The sequence below is a fragment of the Shinella yambaruensis genome (assembly GCF_022899355.1).
Classification (GTDB): domain Bacteria; phylum Pseudomonadota; class Alphaproteobacteria; order Rhizobiales; family Rhizobiaceae; genus Shinella; species Shinella yambaruensis.
The window spans coordinates 402,804-420,374 of sequence record NZ_JALJCK010000002.1 but is presented as its reverse complement, the minus strand read 5'-3'; the positions used below and the strand labels follow the sequence as shown (position 1 = coordinate 420,374).

Genomic DNA, 17,571 nt, shown 5'->3' with positions numbered 1-17,571 from the left:
CCCGCTCCGCCGTGCGGGGAGCAGGCACGTCCCAGGGAAGGGCCCTCTCAAACTGCCGACTGTGAATGGTCTCGTTCCTTGGACATCCGGGGCGGCCGATGACCCGTGCCCTCGAATGGGAGGTTCCGGGTGACCCGAAGTGAGGATTTCATCGTGATTGACGTATTGGTCATCGGAGGCGGCAATGCGGCATTGTGCGCGGCGCTGATGGCGCGCGAGGCGGGCGCGTCGGTGCTGATGCTCGAAGCCTCGCCGAAGGAGTGGCGCGGCGGCAACTCCCAGCATACCCGCAACCTGCGTTGCATGCACGACGCGCCGCAGGACGTCCTTGTCGAGGCATATCCGGAAGAGGAATACTGGCAGGACCTGCTGAAGGTGACGGGAGGCGAGACCAGCGAGCATCTCGCCCGTCTCGTTATCCGCGCCTCCTCGAATTGCCGGGACTGGATGCGCCGCCACGGCGTGCGCTTTCAGCCGCCGCTATCGGGCGCGCTGCATGTTGCCCGGACGAACGCATTTTTCATGGGCGGCGGCAAGGCGCTCGTCAATGCCTATTATCGAAGTGCCCAGACCCTTGGTGTCCGTGTTCGCTACGAAACGCCGGTGGCCGGGATCGTGCTCGACGGCGATCGCTTCGTCGGCGCTCGCACGGAAAGCGGAGAACTGATCACCGCCAGGGCCTGCGTGCTGGCCGCCGGCGGCTTCGAGTCGAACCGGGAATGGCTGCGGGAGGCCTGGGGCCGCAACGATCGCGGCGAATGGCCGGCCGACAATTTCCTGATCCGCGGGACCCGCTTCAATCAGGGGGTCCTCCTCAAAGACATGATGCGGGCCGGAGCCGACATGATCGGCGATCCGTCGCAGGGCCATTGCGTCGCGATCGATGCGCGCGCGCCACTCTATGACGGAGGCATCTGCACCCGCATCGACTGCGTCTCGCTCGGAGTGGTCGTCAATCGCGATGGTGAACGCTTCTACGATGAAGGCGAGGACTTCTGGCCAAAACGATACGCCATCTGGGGACGTCTCGTTGCCCAGCAACCGGGCCAGATCGGCTATTCGATCATCGACAGGAAGGTGATCGGACGCTTCATGCCTCCGGTATTCCCGGGGATCACAGCCAATAGCCTGCCTGAACTGGCGACCAGACTCGGCGTGCCGGTCGAGGTCTTCATGCGCACGCTGGACAGCTACAATGCAGCCTGCCGGCCGGGCACGTTCAATCACACGATCCTCGACGACTGCCGGACGGAGGGCGTCGTACCCGCAAAGACCCACTGGGCTCTGCCGATCGATACGCCACCCTTCTACGGGTATGCCCTGAGGCCGGGGATCACCTTCACCTACCTTTCGCTGAAAGTGGATGACACGGCCGCGGTGCGGTTCGGCAACAAGCCGAGCTCCAACCTCTTCGTCGCCGGCGAGATGATGGCCGGCAATGTGCTCGGAAAAGGCTACACCGCCGGGGTCGGCATGAGCATAGGCACGGCCTTCGGGCGGATCGCCGGAACCCGGGCCGCGGCCGCCGCGCTCGGCAGGCCGGCATAATGGAGGGCGTTCGAAATGGCCGCAATTGAAGACCTGACAAGGCTCGCATTGGATGCCGAGCGCGAACTCGAGACGAACGCCGCGGAGGTCGACCGCATCCTGCATATCTGCAATGCCTGCCGCTACTGCGAAAGCTTCTGCGCAGTGTTTCCAGCCATGACACGCCGGCTCGACTTCAACGTGGCCGATGCGCACTACCTGGCCAATCTATGCCACAACTGCTCCGCCTGCCTCTATGCATGCCAGTACGCGCCTCCGCATGAGTTCGGCGTCAACGTGCCGAAGACACTGGCGCAGGTACGGCGCGACACCTATGTCGAATATGCCTTCCCGAAATCCCTCGGCGTGCTCTACCGCCGCAACGGACTGACCGTCGCCATGGCTGTCAGCCTCGGCGTCGCGGCGTTCCTTATCGGTGCGATCCTGATGCAGGGCAGCCTGTTCGTGCATGGCCTCGAGGGGCAATTCTACGTGATCTTCCCCCACAACCTCCTCGCCGTCCTCTTTGGTGCCGCCTTCGGCTTTTCTGTTCTGGCGCTGGCGATCGGGGTCATCCGGTTCTGGAGGCAGGTATCCGAGCCGGGAAAGCCCGTGCCCCTTCCAAACGCTGCAGGAGAAGCGGCCCGGGCTGTCCTGACGCTTCAGTATCTCGACGGAGGCCACCGTGACGGCTGCAACAATGAAGACGACGCGTTCACGCTCTGGCGGCGCCGCTTTCACCATTTTACGTTCTACGGGTTCATGCTCTGCTTTGCCTCGACGTCGGTCGCGACCCTGTACCACTACCTGTTCGCCATGGAGGCACCCTACCCGATCCTCAGCCTGCCGGTCCTCCTCGGCACCGCCGGCGGCATCGGCCTCCTGATCGGCCCCGCGGGGCTGTTCTGGCTCAATATCCGGCGTAATCCGATGCAGGCCGATGAGACGCAGAAAACGATGGATCGAGGTTTCATAGCGCTTCTGTTCTTCGTGAGCCTGACAGGGCTCGCGCTGCTGGCATGGAGAGACACTGCCGCAATGCCGCTGCTTCTCGCCGTCCATCTCGGGTTCGTCATGGGCTTCTTCCTCACATTGCCCTACGGCAAGTTCGCCCACGGCATCTTCCGCAGCGCGGCTCTCTTGAAATACGCGATCGAGAAGCGTCGGCCCAATCCGGTTCAGGCAGGCGGCGAGTGATCCGCCGCAGCGGCTTTTCCGTTCGCAACTGCCGAAAATCACTTTCCGCGGCCGCCTCGCTTGACATCGCGCTACTATTAAACCAGTATACTAGTTATAAAAAATAAAGAGGGAGAATGTCATGAAACGTATGTTGTTGCCATTTGCATGCCTAGCATTCTTCGGCACCGCGATCTCCTCTGCGAGTGCCGCTCAGTGCGAACCCGGGAAGGTCGCTGAAAAGTATCCCGGTTTTGCGGGCAAAGTCGTGAAAATCGCCGCGTCGCCGGCGCAGCCGCCGTTCGCCTATTCCGACCCCGACAATCCGGACGAGATGATCGGCTTCGAAGCCGAACTGATCCAGAACGTCATGGACTGTGCCGGCCTCAAGTATGAATATTACAAAGGCGCATGGTCCGGCCTGCTCCCGACGCTGTTTGCCGGCTCGACCGATCTTATGATCGGCTCGGTCAACTACCGCCCCGAGCGCGCCGAGAAGGCTGACTTCGTTCTCTACGCGCGTGCCGGCCAAAGCGTGATCGTGCCGAAAGGCAATCCGAAAAAGATCGCGAAGCTCGACGATGTGTGCGGCCTCGTCGGTTCGGCAAACATGAGCGGTTCCTCCGCGCAATCCCTTCAGCGCCAAAGCCAGAAATGCGTCGAGAATGGATTGACCGCAATCGACTACCGGCCCGCCGATTCCGCTGAATCCGCCTATCGCCAGATCCTGACCGGCCGCATGGACTTCGTGATGGATGACGCGGTCGCGGCAAACGCACGAATCCAGAAGGAAGCGTCGATGGAAATCGTCCAAACCGTCATTACGGACATCTATACCGGGATGGTCGTCGCCAAGGGCAACAAGGAAATGCTCCAGGTCATCGCCGACGGGTTGGCGGTCCAGCAACAGGACGGCCGCTTCAAGGCATTGGCCGAGAAATATGGGCTGCCTGCCGAAATCCTCATTCCCATCGAGACACGACAATAAAGAAGTCGATCCAGGACGAATGATGACGAGCCATCAGCATAGCGCCGATGGCTCGTCGGTCAGCGTGTCCGTAACTGCCGATGCGCAGTCGCCCGCTCAATACCTGCCACCGCGATAGCCAACGTCATCCAGGACGCGCCGGATGTGATATAGTGCTCGCGCTCGACCCCGAGCTGGTCTGGCTCGCGCACGGGCGCGAGCCGTGGCGACACCGCACCGGCGAAAGTCAGCCGGACACCGAAACATAGGGGCAGGAAAGATGATCCTCAGAAAATGGTCGGCTCGCATCCGCACCGCGCAGGCGGAAGAATACGTCCAGTACGTGGAGAAGACGGGCGCCGGTCATTATGCCGAGACCGAGGGCAACCTTGGCTACCAGATCGTGTTGCGCGAGCTCGGCGATGGCACCAGCGAGATTTCGACCATCAGCTGGTGGACGGATCTCGACGCCGTCCGCCGCTTTGCCGGCCATGACTATGGCGTCGCGCGTTACTATCCCGAGGATGACCAATATCTGCTCGATCGGCCGGAATTCGTCGAGCATCATGAGGTGCGGGTTTCCGATCTGACCCGGCTCACCGGCTAGTGGAGAAGGCCGTGAACGGCAACCTCATCGAGCCGAACCTGAAATCGACCGCATGACACGCGAACCGAGGGATGATGCAGGCTTTACACCAAGACTTCTGCAGGAGCTCCACGACGGGACAGGCAGGTTCGCGCTCGACGGCGCTCCCTATCTGTCCGACAAAAAACGGCTATTCTCCGCAAGGTGATCCCACGGGAGCCGTCACGATGGTTGTTCTGTTGCGCATGGCGCTGATCGCGCTGGCGATCTCATGGACGCCGGCTGATCGCGCGTTCGCCGAACCGGCGTCGTTTCCCGATCTCGCGGATTCGGTCGCCGGCAGGAAGGATGTGACCTTTGCCGATCTCATCCGGCTCGTCGCGCCCCGGATCGCCGCAAACGGCGAGGCGTCTTCCGGCGACGGGGCAATCGACGTCCGCCATATTGGTGGCGAAGCGTGGAGCAGCCCTGCACCAGAGGCGATGAAACTTCTGAAGCTTGCGGCTCTTCCGGCGCGCTCCGGTGGTCTGGATCGGATGGTGCTGCTTCTGGATTTCGGCCAGGCGCGGGACAGCGCCTCCGGTTTTGCCGTACTTGCCCTCTTCGACGTCACGGGCGAGCCGAGGCTTCTCGACGCGACCGATGTCGCCTTCGACCGCTGGACATCCTTTGCCGAACCGGGTCGGCTTGCAATCGGCGAAGGTGACGATCTGCTGGTCACCCGCAGCACCCATTCCAATTCCAGCCAGGGCTATGCGACCACGGCCCTGGTACTTCTGCGCGAAGATCGCTTCGAACTTGTCGACAGGATTTCCACGCTGGACGACAGGGCATGCGCCTTCGAGCGCACGCAGCGGCTCGACATCCGGCAGGGGACGGGAGCGCCGTTCGCGGATATAGAGGCCACCGTAACCGAACGCACAGCAGGCTCCGGGGAGCAATGCGGCGATGCAACCGCTCCAGAACCGGGAACACGCACCATCGCCGTGACCTATCGCTGGGACGCCGCCGGGCAGCGCTACATTGCCGATTCGGATGCATTCGCAGCACTGGCGCGCGAGAACGAGGAGCGGTTCTGACGGTCGCAGGAAATGTTCGACGGCTGCCTTTGTCCAGGGAAAGCCGCTGACGCAGGACCACCCCGGACGTCGCCGCAAAATGGTTTGCGGCGACGATATTAGGGTTTCACGCGACGACGGCGGCGAGGACGCTGACGCAGTCGCCGGACTTGACGAGGCCGGGGAAATGGCGGGCGGCGAGGATGCCGTCCATCCTTGCCTTCACCTCCAGCGGCTCCACGCCGGTACGGCCGACGGGATGGATGCGGGCGACGACGGCGCCAGTCTTTACCATGTCGCCAAGGTCGTAAAGCGGCTCGATGAGGCCGCCGTCCTCGGCGAAGGAGAAGCAGTTGCCGTCCGGCATGTCGAGCCAGGTCGTCCCGGACGCCTCGACGGCGCCCTTGAGGATGCCCGCCGCCTTCAGCACGTTCGCCACACCCTTCTTGGCGATGCCGGCGCTTCTCGCCGTCGCCGTGCCGCCGCCGCCGAGTTCCGTGGTGATGAAGACCTTGCCCATCTCCTCGGCCGCCGTGTCGTACATCCCGACCGCATCGATCTCCAGCATCTTCATCGACCAGGGCGCACCGAAGGCACGCACCAGCTCGAAGGCCTTCGCCTCCTGCGCCTTGTCCGGCAGGATGTGGGCGGCGCAGAAGGGCAGGAAGTCGAGCGTCTTGCCGCCGGAATGGAAGTCCAGCACGATATCAGCGAGCGGCAACAGCATGCGCTGGAAGTAGTCGGCGATCTTCGGCGTGACCGTGCCGTCCGGCGCGCCCGGAAAGCTGCGGTTCATGTTGCCCTTGTCGATCGGCGAGGTGCGCGTGCCAGCCAGGAAGGCCGGGTAGTTCATCGCCGGCACGATGATCACGCGGCCGGTCACATCCTCCGCCTTCAGCGTGCGGGCAAGGTCGAAGAGCGCGATCGGGCCCTCGTATTCGTCGCCATGGTTGCCGCCGGTGAGGAGCGCCGTCGGCCCCTCCCCGTTCTTGACTGTCGTCACCGGGATCATCACCGAGCCCCAGGCGGAATCGTCCCGGCTGTAGGGCAGGCGCAGGAAACCGTGCTGCACGCCCTCGGCCGAGAAATCGACGGTGGGGCTGATCGGCGACGGACGAAGCGTGCGGTCCGCCATGGTTCAGTCCTTCACGAGAAGCTTGCGCGGCACGTCGGCGAGGCACTCGACGCCGGTCTCGGTGATGAGGATGCTCTCCGTCGTCTCGAAGCCCATGTCCTCGAGCCAGAGGCCCGTCATGAAGTGGAAGGTCATGCCGGGTTTGAGTTCGCTCCGGTCACCGGGACGCAGGCTCATGGTGCGCTCGCCCCAGTCCGGCGGATAGGAGACGCCGATGCCGTAGCCGGTGCGGTTGTCCTTGACGATGCCGTATTTCTTGAGCACCGCGAAGAAGGCATTGGCGATATCCTCGCAGGTATTGCCGGGTTTCGCCACCGCAAGGCCCGCCTCCATGCCCTCCAGCGTCGCCTTCTCCGCATCGAGGAAGGCCTGCGTCGGCTTGCCGAGGAAGACGGTGCGCGAGAGCGGCACATGGTAGCGGTTGTAGCAGCCGGCGATCTCGAAGAAGGTGCCCTCGCCCGATTTCATCGGCCGGTCGTCCCAGGTGAGATGCGGCGCGGAGGCCTCGACGCCCGAAGGCAGCAGCGGCACGATGGCAGGATAATCGCCGCCGATGCCGTCCGTGCCGCGGATGCCGGCGTCGTAGATCTCGGCCACGAGATCGCATTTGCGCATGCCGACCTCGATCCTGTCGAAGATGCGCTGGTGCATCTTTTCCACGATGCGCGCGGCATTGCGCATGTACTTGATTTCCGTCTCGCTCTTCACCGCGCGCTGCCAGTTGACGAGCGCGGTGGCATCGACGAAGCGGGCATTCGGCAGGTGTTTTTGCAGCGAGGCGAAGGCGGCGGCGGAGAACCAGTAATTGTCCATCTCGACGCCGATGGTCAGTTTGTCGAGGCCGCGCTCGGCGAGCCTGGCCGAGAGATAGTCCATCGGGTGGCGCTCGGTGGACTGCACGTAGTTGTCGGGATAGCCGATGATGTTCTCGTGCTTCAGATAGGCGGTGAACTTCGCCCCGTTGGCATCCTGTCCGCGGCCGTACCAGATCGGCTCGCCCGTCGGCGGCACGACGACGCACTGGTGCACGTAGAAGGACCAGCCATCATAGCCCGTCAGCCAGTTCATGTTGGAGGGATCGCTGCAGATCAGGACGTCGATGCCCTTGGCTTCCATGGCCCTGCGCGTTTTCTCAAGGCGCGCCTCATACTCCGGAAGTGAGAACTTCAGGTTCGCTTGTTTCATCGGTTTTTCCTCTATACCCGGCGAGAAGCCGGTCTCAACTCTCGAAGGTCGTGCCGGCGCCCGCCGCTGCCGCGCGGGCGGCAGCAAGCGTTGCGATGGCCGTGTCCTGAATGCCCGTGCCGGTCAGGTCCGCCACGGTGATCTCTTCGGGGCCGCTGCGGCCCGGTTTGCGCCCGGCGACGATCTCGCCGAGTTCGGGGAAGCCCGCGCCCTCCGTCACGAGCCCCGCCGCGATGGCGTGGTGCAGTTCGCCGAGCCGGCGCGTCTGCTTGAGGCTGTCGGCGACATAGAGGCCGGCGCCCGTGATGACGGCCGGCTCGATCTCGTTCTTGTGCTCGGCATCCGAGCCCATGGCCGTGACATGCTGGCCGGGCTGGAGCCATTCGGCCTTGAGGACAGGGGTTTCCGAGGGCGTGGTGGTGACGATGATATCCGCACCATCGACCGCCGCCCGGCCATCGGCCTCGACGCGGACGGGAAGGCCGAGCCTTGCCGTCAGTTCCAACGCAGCCGCCCCCGCCTTCCTTCCGTCGCGCGCCCAGAGGCGGGCCTCCCGGATCGGCCGGACGAGGCACAAGGCCTCCAGTTGCAGCTTCGCCTGCATGCCGGCACCGAAGATGGCGGCGACCGTCGCATCCGGACGCGAGAGGTGCCGGGCGGCGACGGCACCGGCCGCGGCGGTACGCACATCCGTCAGGTAGCCGTTGTCGAGCAGCACCGCCTCGACGAGGCCGGTCGTCGCCGAGAACAGCACCATCAGGCCGTTGGTGCTCGGCAGGCCGATCTTCGGATTGTCGAAGAAGCCGGGGCTGATCTTGATGGCGAACCCGGAGAGACCGGGCACATAGGCGGTCTTCACGTCCACCTCGCCGCGGTGCTCGGGAATGTCGAGCCGAAGGATCGGCGGCATGGCGACGGCCTTGGTGGCGAGCGCATGGAAGGCGTCCTCCACGCAGGCGATGGCTTCAAGGTCGAGCGGAACGATGCGCCGCAGCTCCGCTTCCGTCAGTATCTTCATCCGCGTCACGTTCTGTCCTCCGCAAAGGGATCGGCCACGCCGTCAAGGACCCGCTTGTGCAGGCCCATGTCCACGTTCCGACCGGAAAGGATGACGGCCACCGGGCCATCCAGCCGGCCAAGTCGGCCGGAAAGCAGTGCCGCGATGCCGACCGCCGCCGCCCCTTCGATCACCTCGCGCTCCTCGCCATAGGCATGGCGCATGCCGGCCGCGATCTCCGCTTCCGACAGGAGGATCACCTCGTCGAGCAGCGCGCGGCACATTTGAAAGGTCACGGCATTGTCGAGGCCGATGCCGCCGCCGAGCGAATCGGCAAGGCTCGCCACCTCCTCGACCGCGACCGGCCGCCCCGCATCGAGGCTCGCCTTCATCGCCGCGCCGCGCTCCATGGTGAGGCCGATGACACGCGCCTTCGGCACGCGCCCCTTCACCGCCGCGGCAACGCCCGCCGCCAGCCCGCCGCCCGACAGCGGCACGAGAACGGTCGCGACATCCGGCATCGCCTCGACGATCTCGAGGCCGAGTGTGCCCTGCCCCGCCACGACCGTCGCATTGTCGAAAGGCGGCACCATGACCAGGCCGGCCTCGGTGACCAGCCGGTCCACCTCGACCTGCGCCTCGTCCTGCGACCGGCCGACAATGCGCACGTCCGCGCCGAGCCGGCGGATCTCCGCGACCTTGTTCTCCGGCACGAGCCGCGACATGCAGATCGTCGCGACCGATCCCTCGGCCTTCGCCGCATAGGCAAGCGCCCGCCCATGATTGCCCGTCGAGGCGGCCACGACGCCGCGTGCCCGCTGGTCCGCCGAAAGCGACAGCACGGCATTCGTCGCCCCGCGCAGCTTGAAGCTGCCCGTCGTCTGATGGTGTTCGAGCTTCAGGCCGACCGGCACGCCGCAGCGTTCGGTCAGCGACGCCGACGGGACGAAGGGCGTGCGCAGCACGCGGCCGTCGATACGCCGGGCAGCCAGTTCGATATCCGCCAATGTCACGGGAAGGTCTGTCTTCGTCATGCGTCACCGTCCCGGATAGGCGCGCGTCATCAGCCGGCCGAGCGCCGGCCGAGCCGTTTCGTCGCCGCAAAGGCGAAGGCATGCCCAGGCGGTAGCAAGGTTGCTGGTGACGACCGGCTTGCCGATGGCGGCCTCAATCTGCGCCGCCACGCCCGCCGCGCGCACGGCGGTGCAGGAGATGAAGAGCGCGTCGCACTCCGGCGCCGTCGCCTCCTTCGCGAAGGCGACGATCTCTTCTGGGGAAATCCGCGCCATGTCCCGATCGTCGGAAAGGCCGAGGCAGGTGAAGCGGGCGATATCGAAGCCGAGCGCCAGGAAATAGTCGGCCATCGGCCGGCTGGTTTCGAGCGTATAGGGCGTCAGGACGGAAATCCGCTTCGCGCCGAGCGCCTTCAGGCCGGAAACCGCGGCAGCGGTCGGCGTCACCACCGTGGCGGTGGGCTTGGCCGCCTTGATCGCCGCCTTCACTGCCGCGTCGCCGATGACGACCGAGGCCGAGGTGCAGGAATACATCACGACATCCAGCGGTTCATCCGGCAGGATGAGCGCCGCGCCCGCCGTCAGCGAGGGCTGCATGGCGGCGAGGTTCTCCGGCGTCACCGGGTTGGCGTAGGGAATGCGGGTGGCATAGACGCCGATCCGTCCGTTCGCCACCATGCGCTGGAAATCCACCTCCGTCGTGTGGTCGGTCGCCAGGATGATCAGGCCGACGCGTTTTTCCAGCGGGCGATCGTCGAGTTTCGGCGCGCGGGAGGCCAGCGAGAGATCAAGGGTCTGCATCAGCGTTCCTCCACCCGGGCGTAGCGCTCTTCCAGCCAGCGCAGGAAGACGACGGAGATCAGGCTCATGATCAGGAAGAACACGCCGACCAGCGTCATCGGCTCGATGTAGCGATAGCTGCTGTTGGCGACGCTCTTGGCCTGGTTCATCAGTTCGAGCACCGTGATGGCGGAGAGCAGCGGCGTCTCCTTGAACATGGCGATCAGGTAGTTGGCAAGCGCCGGGATCATCGGCGGGATTGCCTGCGGCAGGACGACGTGGATCCAGGTCTGGCGGCCGGTGAGGTTCGTCGCCTTCGCCGCCTCCCACTGCCCGCGCGGCACGTTCTCGATGCCGGCGCGATAGACCTCCGCCGCATAGGTGCCGTAGTGCAGGCCGAGGCCGATGACGCCGGCGAGCAGCGCCGGCAGGCGGATGCCGATATCGGGCAGCACGTAGAAGATGAAATAGAGCTGCACAAGCAGCGGCGTGCCGCGGATGAACTCCACGACGAAACCCGTGGCCCTGGCGATCGGCTTCGGCGCCGTCATGCGCAGGATCGCGAAGACGAGGCCGATCACGGTGGCGACGGCGGCGCCAAGCACGGTCGCCAACAGGGTGATCTTCAGGCCCTGAAGCAGGGTCGGCATGATCTCCCAGACGAAATTCCAGTCCCATTCCATCGTCAGGTCCTCACACCATCGAGGCCGCGGGTGACGCGCCGTTCCAGCCAGCGCATGGCGGTGGAGATGGCGAGCGCCATCAGGAAGTAGAGCACGAGGATGGTGGCGAAGGGGATCAGCGTGTTGCCGGTCTGCGCGCGCACCACCTGGGCCTGGAAGGTCATGTCGGTGAGCGAGATCAGCGAGACGACGGCCGTGCCCTTCAGGAGCTCGATCGCATTGTTGCAGAAGGTCGGCAGCATCAGGGGCAGCGCCTGCGGCAGGATGACGTGGCGCATCGCCTGGCCGCGCGTCAGGTTGAGCGCGATGCAGGCCTCGCGCTGCTCGCGCCCGATCGCCTTGACCGCGCCGCGCACCACCTCCGCCCCGTAGGCCCCGACATTGAGGCCGAGCGCCAGGACGCCCGCCTGCAGCGGCGAGAGCGTGACGCCGGCAAAGGGCAGCACGAAATAGACCCAGAAGAGCTGCACGAAGATCGATGTGCCGCGGAAGAACTCGATATAGGTGGTGGCGAGCGCCCGGACCGCGATGAAGCGGCTGACGCGCCCGAGCCCGGCGACGAAGGCCATGACGAGGGCGAGCGCCGAGCCCATCACGGTGAGCTGAAGCGTCACCAGCGCGCCTTGCAGGATCAAGCCTATATAGCCGGACCAGTCGGTCATGGTGTGTTCCACGTTAACGTCAACGGAGCATCGCCCCTCATCCGCCTGCCGGCACCTTCTCCCCGCAAGCGGGGAGAAGGCAGAACAGGAGCCGGCTTCCCGCCCACCAAAGCACGCGGTGACGGGAAAGCCTGGCCACCAGCCCCTTCTCCCCGTCTACGGGGAGAAGGTCGCGGCAGCGGGATGAGGGGCAGATCCACCATTCTACTGCGCCGCGCAGAGCTTTTCGCGCGTCGTCGACATGGCCGCTGCGGCGGAGAAGCCGTAGGGCTCGATGATCTTGGCGAATTCACCGGATTCCTTCAGCTTGGCGAGCTCGACGTCGAAGGCATCGCGCAGCGCCTCGTCGCCCTTGCGGAAGGCCGCGCCGTCGCAATAGACCGGGGCGCCCTCGACCGGTGCGACGACCTCGATGTTCGGATCGTTCGCCTTGGAGACGAGGTCGTTGATGGACAGGACCGGCAGCGAATAGACGTCGATGCGGCCGTCCTGCAGCATCTTCAGGCCGCTCTGGCCATCCGGCACGACGATGACACGGTCACGCGGCACGCCGGCTTCGAGCGCCAGCTTCTCTTCCGTGCCGCCGCCCGGCGCGCCGATCTTGGCATCCGGATTGTCGGCGATATCCTTATAGCTCTTGAGGCCGAGCGGATTGCCCTTCTTCAGCGCGAAGGCCTCGGCATCGCACAGGATCGGCTCGGAATAGGCGACGGCGGCGCAACGCTCCGGCTTCATGAAGAGGCCGGCGGTGATGACGTCGTGGCGGCCGGCCTGCAGGCCGGGGATCATCGCGCCATATTCCGAGATCGAGGCGACGATGTCGCCGACGCCGAGGCGCTTGAAGACCTCGCGGGCGACGTCGGGCGCCGCACCCGAAACCTTGCCGTCGGCGGCGACCGCCGTGAACGGCGGCTCGTTGGCGATGGCAACGCGGGCAAAGCCCTGTCCTTTAAGCTCCTCCAGCTTGCCGTCATCGGCCGTAGCGGGGGAAGCGACGGCGATGGCGACGAGCGCGCTCGCGCCGGCGGCCATGGTCAAAAACGTCCTGATGCTCATTGTTCCGAACTCCTCTGGCTGTCTCTGGTTGTTGCTTGGAGCATTGTTTCCGAGGAAGATCCTCAGACGCGGTGCCCTGCCGCGATGATCTTGCGCAGGAAGGTCTGCGTGCGTTCCTGCCTGGGATTGCGGAAAATCTCGTCCGGCTTGCCCTCCTCGACGATCCTGCCGCGATCGAAGAAGAGGATACGGTCGGCGAAATCGTGGGCAAAGCCCATCTCGTGGGTGACGAGCAGCATGGTCATGTCGGTCTCGGAGGCGAGCTTGCGCATGACGTTCAGCACCTCCTCGACCAGTTCCGGGTCGAGCGCCGAGGTCACCTCGTCGAACAGCATGATCTTCGGCGAGAGCGCCAGGGCGCGGGCGATGGCGACACGCTGCTTCTGTCCGCCGGACAACTGGGCGGGCATGTTCTTCGCCTTGTCGGCAAGGCCCACCATGTCGAGAAGCTCCATCGCCCGCTTCTCGGCCGCGGCCTTCGCCACGCCCTTGGTCAGCATCGGCGCCAGCGTGACATTGTCGAGCACGCATTTGTGCGGGAAGAGGTTGAAGTGCTGGAAGACCATGCCGATCTTCTCGCGCATCCTGTGCAGGTGCCGGTCGTCCGCCGGCACGAGGCCGCCGTTCTTCGGCATGTGGTAGAGCTGGTCGCCGTCGACCTCGATATGGCCGTCGCTGATCGTCTCCAGCGTCATCAGGATGCGCAGGATCGTCGTCTTGCCGGAGCCGGAGGGGCCGATGAGGGCGAGCTTCTCGCCCGGCAGCACCTCCATCGACAACCCGTCGAGCACGGTCAAGGGACCGTAGCGCTTCACGATATTGTCGATGCGGATGATGGGTGCGGCCATGCATGTCTCTCCCTGTCGAGACCGTGTTGGCCTAACGATGCGCGGCGATCGAAATCATGTCAATGTAGATAATAATCTCATGACAATTATTGTTTCACCGCCCATTTCGCGGGCATCCGCACTCAAATCGCGAGCAGCAGCGCCTCCGGGTTCCCGCTGGCCAGCGAAGCCAGGATGCCGAGGCCCGTGCGAAGTTCCTGCTCCGTCGTCGAGCCGAGGGAGATGCGCACGGCGGGCTGCCAGCCCTGGTCGGCGGTGCGGAAGGAGGAGCCGGGCGCGATGGCGACGCCGCGCAGGCGGGCCTGCGAGACGAAGCCCTCCTCCGTATGCCCTTCCGGCAGCGGCAGCCAGACATGCAGGCTCTGGGGATGCGAGCGATAGGGCAGGCCCGCGAAGATCTCCTCCGCGATGGCATGGCGCGCCGCCAGCGCCCGGCGCTGCCAGGTGACGAGCTCCATCGCCGTGCCGTCGCCGACCCAGCGCGTGGCGATCTCGGCGATCGAGGGCGTCGCCATCCAGTTCGAGACGAGGTGCCGGTTGGCGACGGCCGCGACATAGCGGTCGGGCGCGGCGAGATAGCCGATGCGCAGGCCCGGCACCGTGATCTTGGTGAAGCTCGTCACGTAGAGCGTGCGCTCCGGCGCATAGGCGGCGAGCGGCGGCGCCCGCTCCTCGACGAGCGGCCCCAGAATGTCGTTCTCGATGATCGCGATATCGTGGCGCCGCGCCACCTCGGCCAGCGCCTGCCGGCGCTCTCCGCTCATCAGCGTCGCGGTCGGGTTGATGACGGAGGGCTGCAGGAACACGGCACGAATGACGCCCTTGCGGCAGGCCTCGTCCAGCGCCTCCGGGATCATGCCGTCGCGGTCGATCGGCAGGCCCTCCAGATGGAGGCCGAGATAGGTGGAGAGCGGCACCAGCGTGTGGTGGCTGATCGCCTCCGTGGCAACGGTCGCGCCGGGCGGGGCGACGCTCATCAGCGCCACCGTCATGCCGGACGTCGCGCCGTTGGTGAGGCTGATGTTGAGCGGCGAAATGTCGAGCCCGCAGCGCGCCAGCCATTCGGCCGCGACGGTCCGGTGGCGCGGGAAAACCATGTTGGGGCGGAAGGAGAGCGCCGAGCTCGACGGCAGGTTTTCCGCGAGCCACCCGAAGGCCTCGCGCATGCGCTCCAGGTGGATCTGCTCGCAGACGGGCTTCAGGATCGACAGGTCGACCAGCTCGCCGAGCCGCTCGGGCAGGTAGGGCGGTTCCGGCTCCTTCGGCCGCGTCTGCACGAAGGAGCCGCGGCCGATCTCGCCGGAAATCAGGCCGCGGCGGATCAGTTCGTCATAGGCGCGGCTGACGGTCTGCACGGAAAGTTTCAGGTCGTCGGCAAGCTTGCGGTGTGGCAGAAGGCGTGTACCGTTGGGCAGCAGCCCTTCCTGGATGGCGCGGGCGATCTGCTCGGCGAGAGAAAGGTAGGCCGGCCGGCGCAATTGGGATATATCGGGTCGCCAATTTGTCATGATTTCAACAGTGCTCAAATTCAGTTCAATTGACAACGCCAAAATGCCTTTCCATTGTCTTTTTCCTCGCTTTGACATGATATCCGCCCGGAGGGCGACCGCATGAAACTCGACGCCATCGACCTGCGCATCCTGGAGGCGATCCAGGAGAACGGGCGCATCACCAAGCTGGCGCTGGCGGAGAAGGTTGGCCTTTCCCCGACGCCCTGCTGGCTGCGGCTGCGCAAGCTGGAAAAGGCGGGCATCGTTACGGGCTATCATGCGCGCGTCGCGGTGCGGCGCCTGGCGCCGGTCGCCAGCGTCATGATGGAGGTGACGCTGGCCAACCATCGGCAGGCCGATTTCGACCGCTTCGAGCGCGCGGTGGCGGCAACGCCGGAGATCGTCGCCTGCTGGTCCGTCGGCGGCGGCGTCGACTACATCCTGAAGATCATGGCCCCCGACATCGACGCCTACCAGCGGCTGGTGGACGACCTGCTCGACCGCGAACTCGGCATCGACCGCTACTTCACCTACATCGTCACCAAGACGGTGAAGGAGGAGACCGTGTTGCCGCTGACGACGCTGCTGCCGGCCCCGGACTGATATCGACGTAGAGAGATTGTCTATGGCCGGCGGCAGGTTTGGCCAAAGTCTCTACGGCCGAGCCCGGCAATAGACAATCTGTCGCCGCGCCTCTGGCAGACTTACCGTCGACACAGCCAGAGGAGGCCGACATGACCGCCCTATTCGCCCGGACCGTTTTCCACGAAGCGCTCGCCCGCCTGGGCGATCCTCACCTGCTGCGCGAACTCTCCTATGTCGGCGGCCGCTGGGTGGCCGGCCGCGATGGCGACAGCTTCGCCGTGACGGACCCCGCCTCCGGCGCGACGCTCGCCTGGGTCGCCGCGCTCGATGCCGGCCAGACGGCGGAGGCGGTCTCGGCCGCGGCGCAGGCCTTCCCCGCCTGGCGGGACCTGCTGGCGCAGCAGCGCGCCGCGATCCTGCGCAAATGGCACGGGCTGATCCTCGAAGCGCGCGAGGACCTCGCGCTGCTGATGACGCTGGAACAGGGCAAGCCACTCGCCGAATCCCGCGGCGAGATCGACTATGCCGCCTCCTTCATCGAGTGGTATGCCGAGGAAGGCAAGCGCCTCAATGCCGAGAGCGTGACGAGCCACCTGCCCGGCGCCGAGATGATCGTGCGCCGCGAGGCGCTCGGCGTCGTCGGCATCGTGACGCCGTGGAACTTCCCCTCCGCCATGATCACCCGCAAGGCCGCCGCCGCGCTTGCCGCCGGCTGCACCTTGGTCGCCCATCCCTCCAGCGAAACGCCGCTTTCCGCCCTCGCGCTTGCCGAACTCGGCGAGCGGGCCGGCCTTCCGGCAGGCGTCTTCAATGTCGTGACGGGCGATGCCGCCACCATCGTCGGCTGCATGAACGCCGACGCCCGCGTGCGCGCCATGAGCTTCACCGGTTCGACGGAGATCGGCAGGCTGATCGCCGGCCAGTGCGCGCCGACCATGAAGCGCCTCGTGATGGAGCTCGGCGGCCATGCGCCCCTGATCGTCTTTGCCGACGCCGATATAGAGAAGGCGGCCGACATTGCCGTCAACGCCAAGTTCGCCACATCGGGACAGGATTGCCTTGCCGCCAACCGCATCTATGTCGAGCGCCCCGTCCTTGCCGCCTTCACCAAGGCCTTCAAGGCCCGCATCGCGGCGCTGAAGGTCGGTGCCGGGCTGGATGCGGATGTCGAGATCGGCCCGCTGATGCACGAGCGCGCCATCGCCAAGGTGGAGGAGCAGGTGGCCGACGCCGTGAAACGCGGGGCGAAAGTCCTCACCGGCGGCAGGCGCCACAAGGCTGGCCCGCTGTTCTACGAACCGACGCTTCTGACCGAGGTTTCCGACGATGCGCTGATCATGCGCGAGGAAACCTTCGGCCCCGTCGCCGCCGTCACGGCCTTCGACAGCGAGGCGGAAGTGATCGCCCGCGCCAACGACACCGAATACGGCCTCGTCGCCTATGTCGTCACCGAGAACGGCGCGCGCCAGATGCGGCTTGCCCGCGCGCTGGAATACGGCATGGTGGCGGTCAACCGCGTGAAGATCACCGGCGGGCCGATCCCCTTCGGCGGCTGGAAACAATCCGGCCTCGGCCGCGAAGGTTCGCGCCACGGCATGGAGGCCTTCACGGAACTGAAATATCTCTGCATCGACACCGCTGCTTGAGCGCGGGCGCGCCTCCACCGGCTTGATTCCGGGCACCTGCTCCGGGCGCCCGACCCCGGGGTGCCCAACCTCTCGAACGTCGTCCTCGGGCTTGACCCGAGGATCCATGTGCCACCGAGATTGTGGATCCTCGGGTCAAGCCCGAGGATGACGGAGGGAGAGTGAGGATGACGATGG

17 protein-coding genes are annotated in these 17,571 nt (G+C 65.5%); 7 read left to right on the top strand and 10 right to left on the bottom strand.

Annotation, left to right across the window (positions count from 1 at the left end; genetic code table 11):
- Positions 1-153 precede the first annotated feature (153 nt).
- From tcuA to MUU56_RS05855, 5 genes are all read left to right on the top strand, one after another.
- The gene (tcuA, locus tag MUU56_RS05875) at positions 154-1,548 is read left to right on the top strand and encodes an FAD-dependent tricarballylate dehydrogenase TcuA (RefSeq protein ID WP_244766646.1); all 1,395 of its coding nucleotides are present in this window, start codon (positions 154-156) and stop codon (positions 1,546-1,548) included.
- A gap of 15 nt (positions 1,549-1,563) precedes the next feature.
- Entirely contained in the window at positions 1,564-2,724 is a 1,161-nt protein-coding gene (gene tcuB / locus MUU56_RS05870) for a tricarballylate utilization 4Fe-4S protein TcuB (RefSeq protein ID WP_244766377.1), read from the top strand.
- Between the two features lie 121 nt (positions 2,725-2,845).
- Entirely contained in the window at positions 2,846-3,691 is an 846-nt protein-coding gene (locus MUU56_RS05865; RefSeq protein WP_244766376.1) for a transporter substrate-binding domain-containing protein, read from the top strand.
- Between the two features lie 259 nt (positions 3,692-3,950).
- On the top strand, positions 3,951-4,277 hold the full coding sequence (locus MUU56_RS05860) for a hypothetical protein (protein ID WP_244766375.1): 327 nt from the start codon (positions 3,951-3,953) through the stop codon (positions 4,275-4,277).
- Positions 4,278-4,483: 206 nt separating this feature from the next.
- A complete protein-coding gene (locus MUU56_RS05855; protein WP_244766374.1) occupies positions 4,484-5,335 on the top strand; it encodes a hypothetical protein in 852 nt (283 codons plus the stop codon).
- Positions 5,336-5,441: 106 nt separating this feature from the next.
- Here the strand turns inward: MUU56_RS05855 and doeB are convergent, their stop codons facing one another.
- From doeB to ehuR, 10 genes are all read right to left on the bottom strand, one after another.
- On the bottom strand, positions 5,442-6,449 hold the full coding sequence (doeB, locus tag MUU56_RS05850; RefSeq protein ID WP_244766373.1) for a N(2)-acetyl-L-2,4-diaminobutanoate deacetylase DoeB: 1,008 nt from the start codon (positions 6,447-6,449) through the stop codon (positions 5,442-5,444).
- Between the two features lie 3 nt (positions 6,450-6,452).
- Positions 6,453-7,634 (bottom strand): ectoine hydrolase DoeA, encoded by a 1,182-nt coding sequence (gene doeA, locus MUU56_RS05845; protein ID WP_244766372.1) that lies wholly within the window; start codon positions 7,632-7,634, stop codon positions 6,453-6,455.
- Between the two features lie 34 nt (positions 7,635-7,668).
- Positions 7,669-8,661 carry an ectoine utilization protein EutC gene (gene eutC / locus MUU56_RS05840; protein WP_244766371.1) on the bottom strand — a complete coding sequence of 331 codons (993 nt, stop codon included), beginning with the start codon at positions 8,659-8,661 and terminating at the stop codon, positions 7,669-7,671.
- On the bottom strand, positions 8,658-9,665 hold the full coding sequence (gene eutB / locus MUU56_RS05835; RefSeq protein WP_244766370.1) for a hydroxyectoine utilization dehydratase EutB: 1,008 nt from the start codon (positions 9,663-9,665) through the stop codon (positions 8,658-8,660). The genes eutC and eutB overlap by 4 nt, the downstream gene beginning before the upstream one ends.
- Before the next feature lie 3 nt (positions 9,666-9,668).
- Positions 9,669-10,445 (bottom strand): ectoine utilization protein EutA, encoded by a 777-nt coding sequence (gene eutA / locus MUU56_RS05830; protein WP_398430925.1) that lies wholly within the window; start codon positions 10,443-10,445, stop codon positions 9,669-9,671.
- The gene (gene ehuD, locus MUU56_RS05825; protein ID WP_244766369.1) at positions 10,445-11,107 is read right to left on the bottom strand and encodes an ectoine/hydroxyectoine ABC transporter permease subunit EhuD; all 663 of its coding nucleotides are present in this window, start codon (positions 11,105-11,107) and stop codon (positions 10,445-10,447) included. Before ehuD ends, eutA begins: the two co-directional genes overlap by 1 nt.
- 2 nt (positions 11,108-11,109) lie before the next feature.
- On the bottom strand, positions 11,110-11,769 hold the full coding sequence (ehuC, locus tag MUU56_RS05820) for an ectoine/hydroxyectoine ABC transporter permease subunit EhuC (RefSeq protein WP_244766368.1): 660 nt from the start codon (positions 11,767-11,769) through the stop codon (positions 11,110-11,112).
- Between the two features lie 204 nt (positions 11,770-11,973).
- Positions 11,974-12,825, bottom strand: coding sequence for an ectoine/hydroxyectoine ABC transporter substrate-binding protein EhuB (ehuB, locus tag MUU56_RS05815; protein ID WP_244766367.1), 852 nt, complete (start codon positions 12,823-12,825; stop codon positions 11,974-11,976).
- Between the two features lie 62 nt (positions 12,826-12,887).
- Positions 12,888-13,673 (bottom strand): ectoine/hydroxyectoine ABC transporter ATP-binding protein EhuA, encoded by a 786-nt coding sequence (ehuA, locus tag MUU56_RS05810; RefSeq protein WP_244766366.1) that lies wholly within the window; start codon positions 13,671-13,673, stop codon positions 12,888-12,890.
- Between the two features lie 122 nt (positions 13,674-13,795).
- Entirely contained in the window at positions 13,796-15,181 is a 1,386-nt protein-coding gene (ehuR, locus tag MUU56_RS05805; RefSeq protein ID WP_455431258.1) for a MocR-like ectoine utilization transcription factor EhuR, read from the bottom strand.
- A gap of 102 nt (positions 15,182-15,283) precedes the next feature.
- Here ehuR and MUU56_RS05800 point away from each other — a divergent pair, with 102 nt between their 5' ends.
- Together MUU56_RS05800 and MUU56_RS05795 are read left to right on the top strand one after the other, a co-directional pair.
- On the top strand, positions 15,284-15,766 hold the full coding sequence (locus tag MUU56_RS05800; RefSeq protein ID WP_244766365.1) for an Lrp/AsnC family transcriptional regulator: 483 nt from the start codon (positions 15,284-15,286) through the stop codon (positions 15,764-15,766).
- Between the two features lie 131 nt (positions 15,767-15,897).
- Complete coding sequence (locus MUU56_RS05795) at positions 15,898-17,394, top strand: NAD-dependent succinate-semialdehyde dehydrogenase (RefSeq protein WP_244766364.1); 1,497 nt, start codon at positions 15,898-15,900, stop codon at positions 17,392-17,394.
- Positions 17,395-17,571: the final 177 nt, after the last annotated feature.

Bases quoted from the DNA above. Each gene is read 5' to 3' on its own strand.
- tcuB (WP_244766377.1), top strand. From the start codon at position 1,564: ATGGCCGCAATTGAAGACCTGACAAGGCTCGCATTGGATGCCGAGCGC.
- MUU56_RS05865 (WP_244766376.1), top strand. From the start codon at position 2,846: ATGAAACGTATGTTGTTGCCATTTGCATGCCTAGCATTCTTCGGCACC.
- MUU56_RS05860 (WP_244766375.1), top strand. From the start codon at position 3,951: ATGATCCTCAGAAAATGGTCGGCTCGCATCCGCACCGCGCAGGCGGAA.
- MUU56_RS05855 (WP_244766374.1), top strand. From the start codon at position 4,484: ATGGTTGTTCTGTTGCGCATGGCGCTGATCGCGCTGGCGATCTCATGG.
- doeB (WP_244766373.1), bottom strand. From the start codon at position 6,449: ATGGCGGACCGCACGCTTCGTCCGTCGCCGATCAGCCCCACCGTCGAT.
- doeA (WP_244766372.1), bottom strand. From the start codon at position 7,634: ATGAAACAAGCGAACCTGAAGTTCTCACTTCCGGAGTATGAGGCGCGC.
- eutB (WP_244766370.1), bottom strand. From the start codon at position 9,665: ATGACGAAGACAGACCTTCCCGTGACATTGGCGGATATCGAACTGGCT.
- eutA (WP_398430925.1), bottom strand. From the start codon at position 10,445: ATGCAGACCCTTGATCTCTCGCTGGCCTCCCGCGCGCCGAAACTCGAC.
- ehuD (WP_244766369.1), bottom strand. From the start codon at position 11,107: ATGGAATGGGACTGGAATTTCGTCTGGGAGATCATGCCGACCCTGCTT.
- ehuC (WP_244766368.1), bottom strand. From the start codon at position 11,769: ATGACCGACTGGTCCGGCTATATAGGCTTGATCCTGCAAGGCGCGCTG.
- ehuB (WP_244766367.1), bottom strand. From the start codon at position 12,825: ATGAGCATCAGGACGTTTTTGACCATGGCCGCCGGCGCGAGCGCGCTC.
- ehuA (WP_244766366.1), bottom strand. From the start codon at position 13,673: ATGGCCGCACCCATCATCCGCATCGACAATATCGTGAAGCGCTACGGT.
- ehuR (WP_455431258.1), bottom strand. From the start codon at position 15,181: ATGACAAATTGGCGACCCGATATATCCCAATTGCGCCGGCCGGCCTAC.
- MUU56_RS05800 (WP_244766365.1), top strand. From the start codon at position 15,284: ATGAAACTCGACGCCATCGACCTGCGCATCCTGGAGGCGATCCAGGAG.
- MUU56_RS05795 (WP_244766364.1), top strand. From the start codon at position 15,898: ATGACCGCCCTATTCGCCCGGACCGTTTTCCACGAAGCGCTCGCCCGC.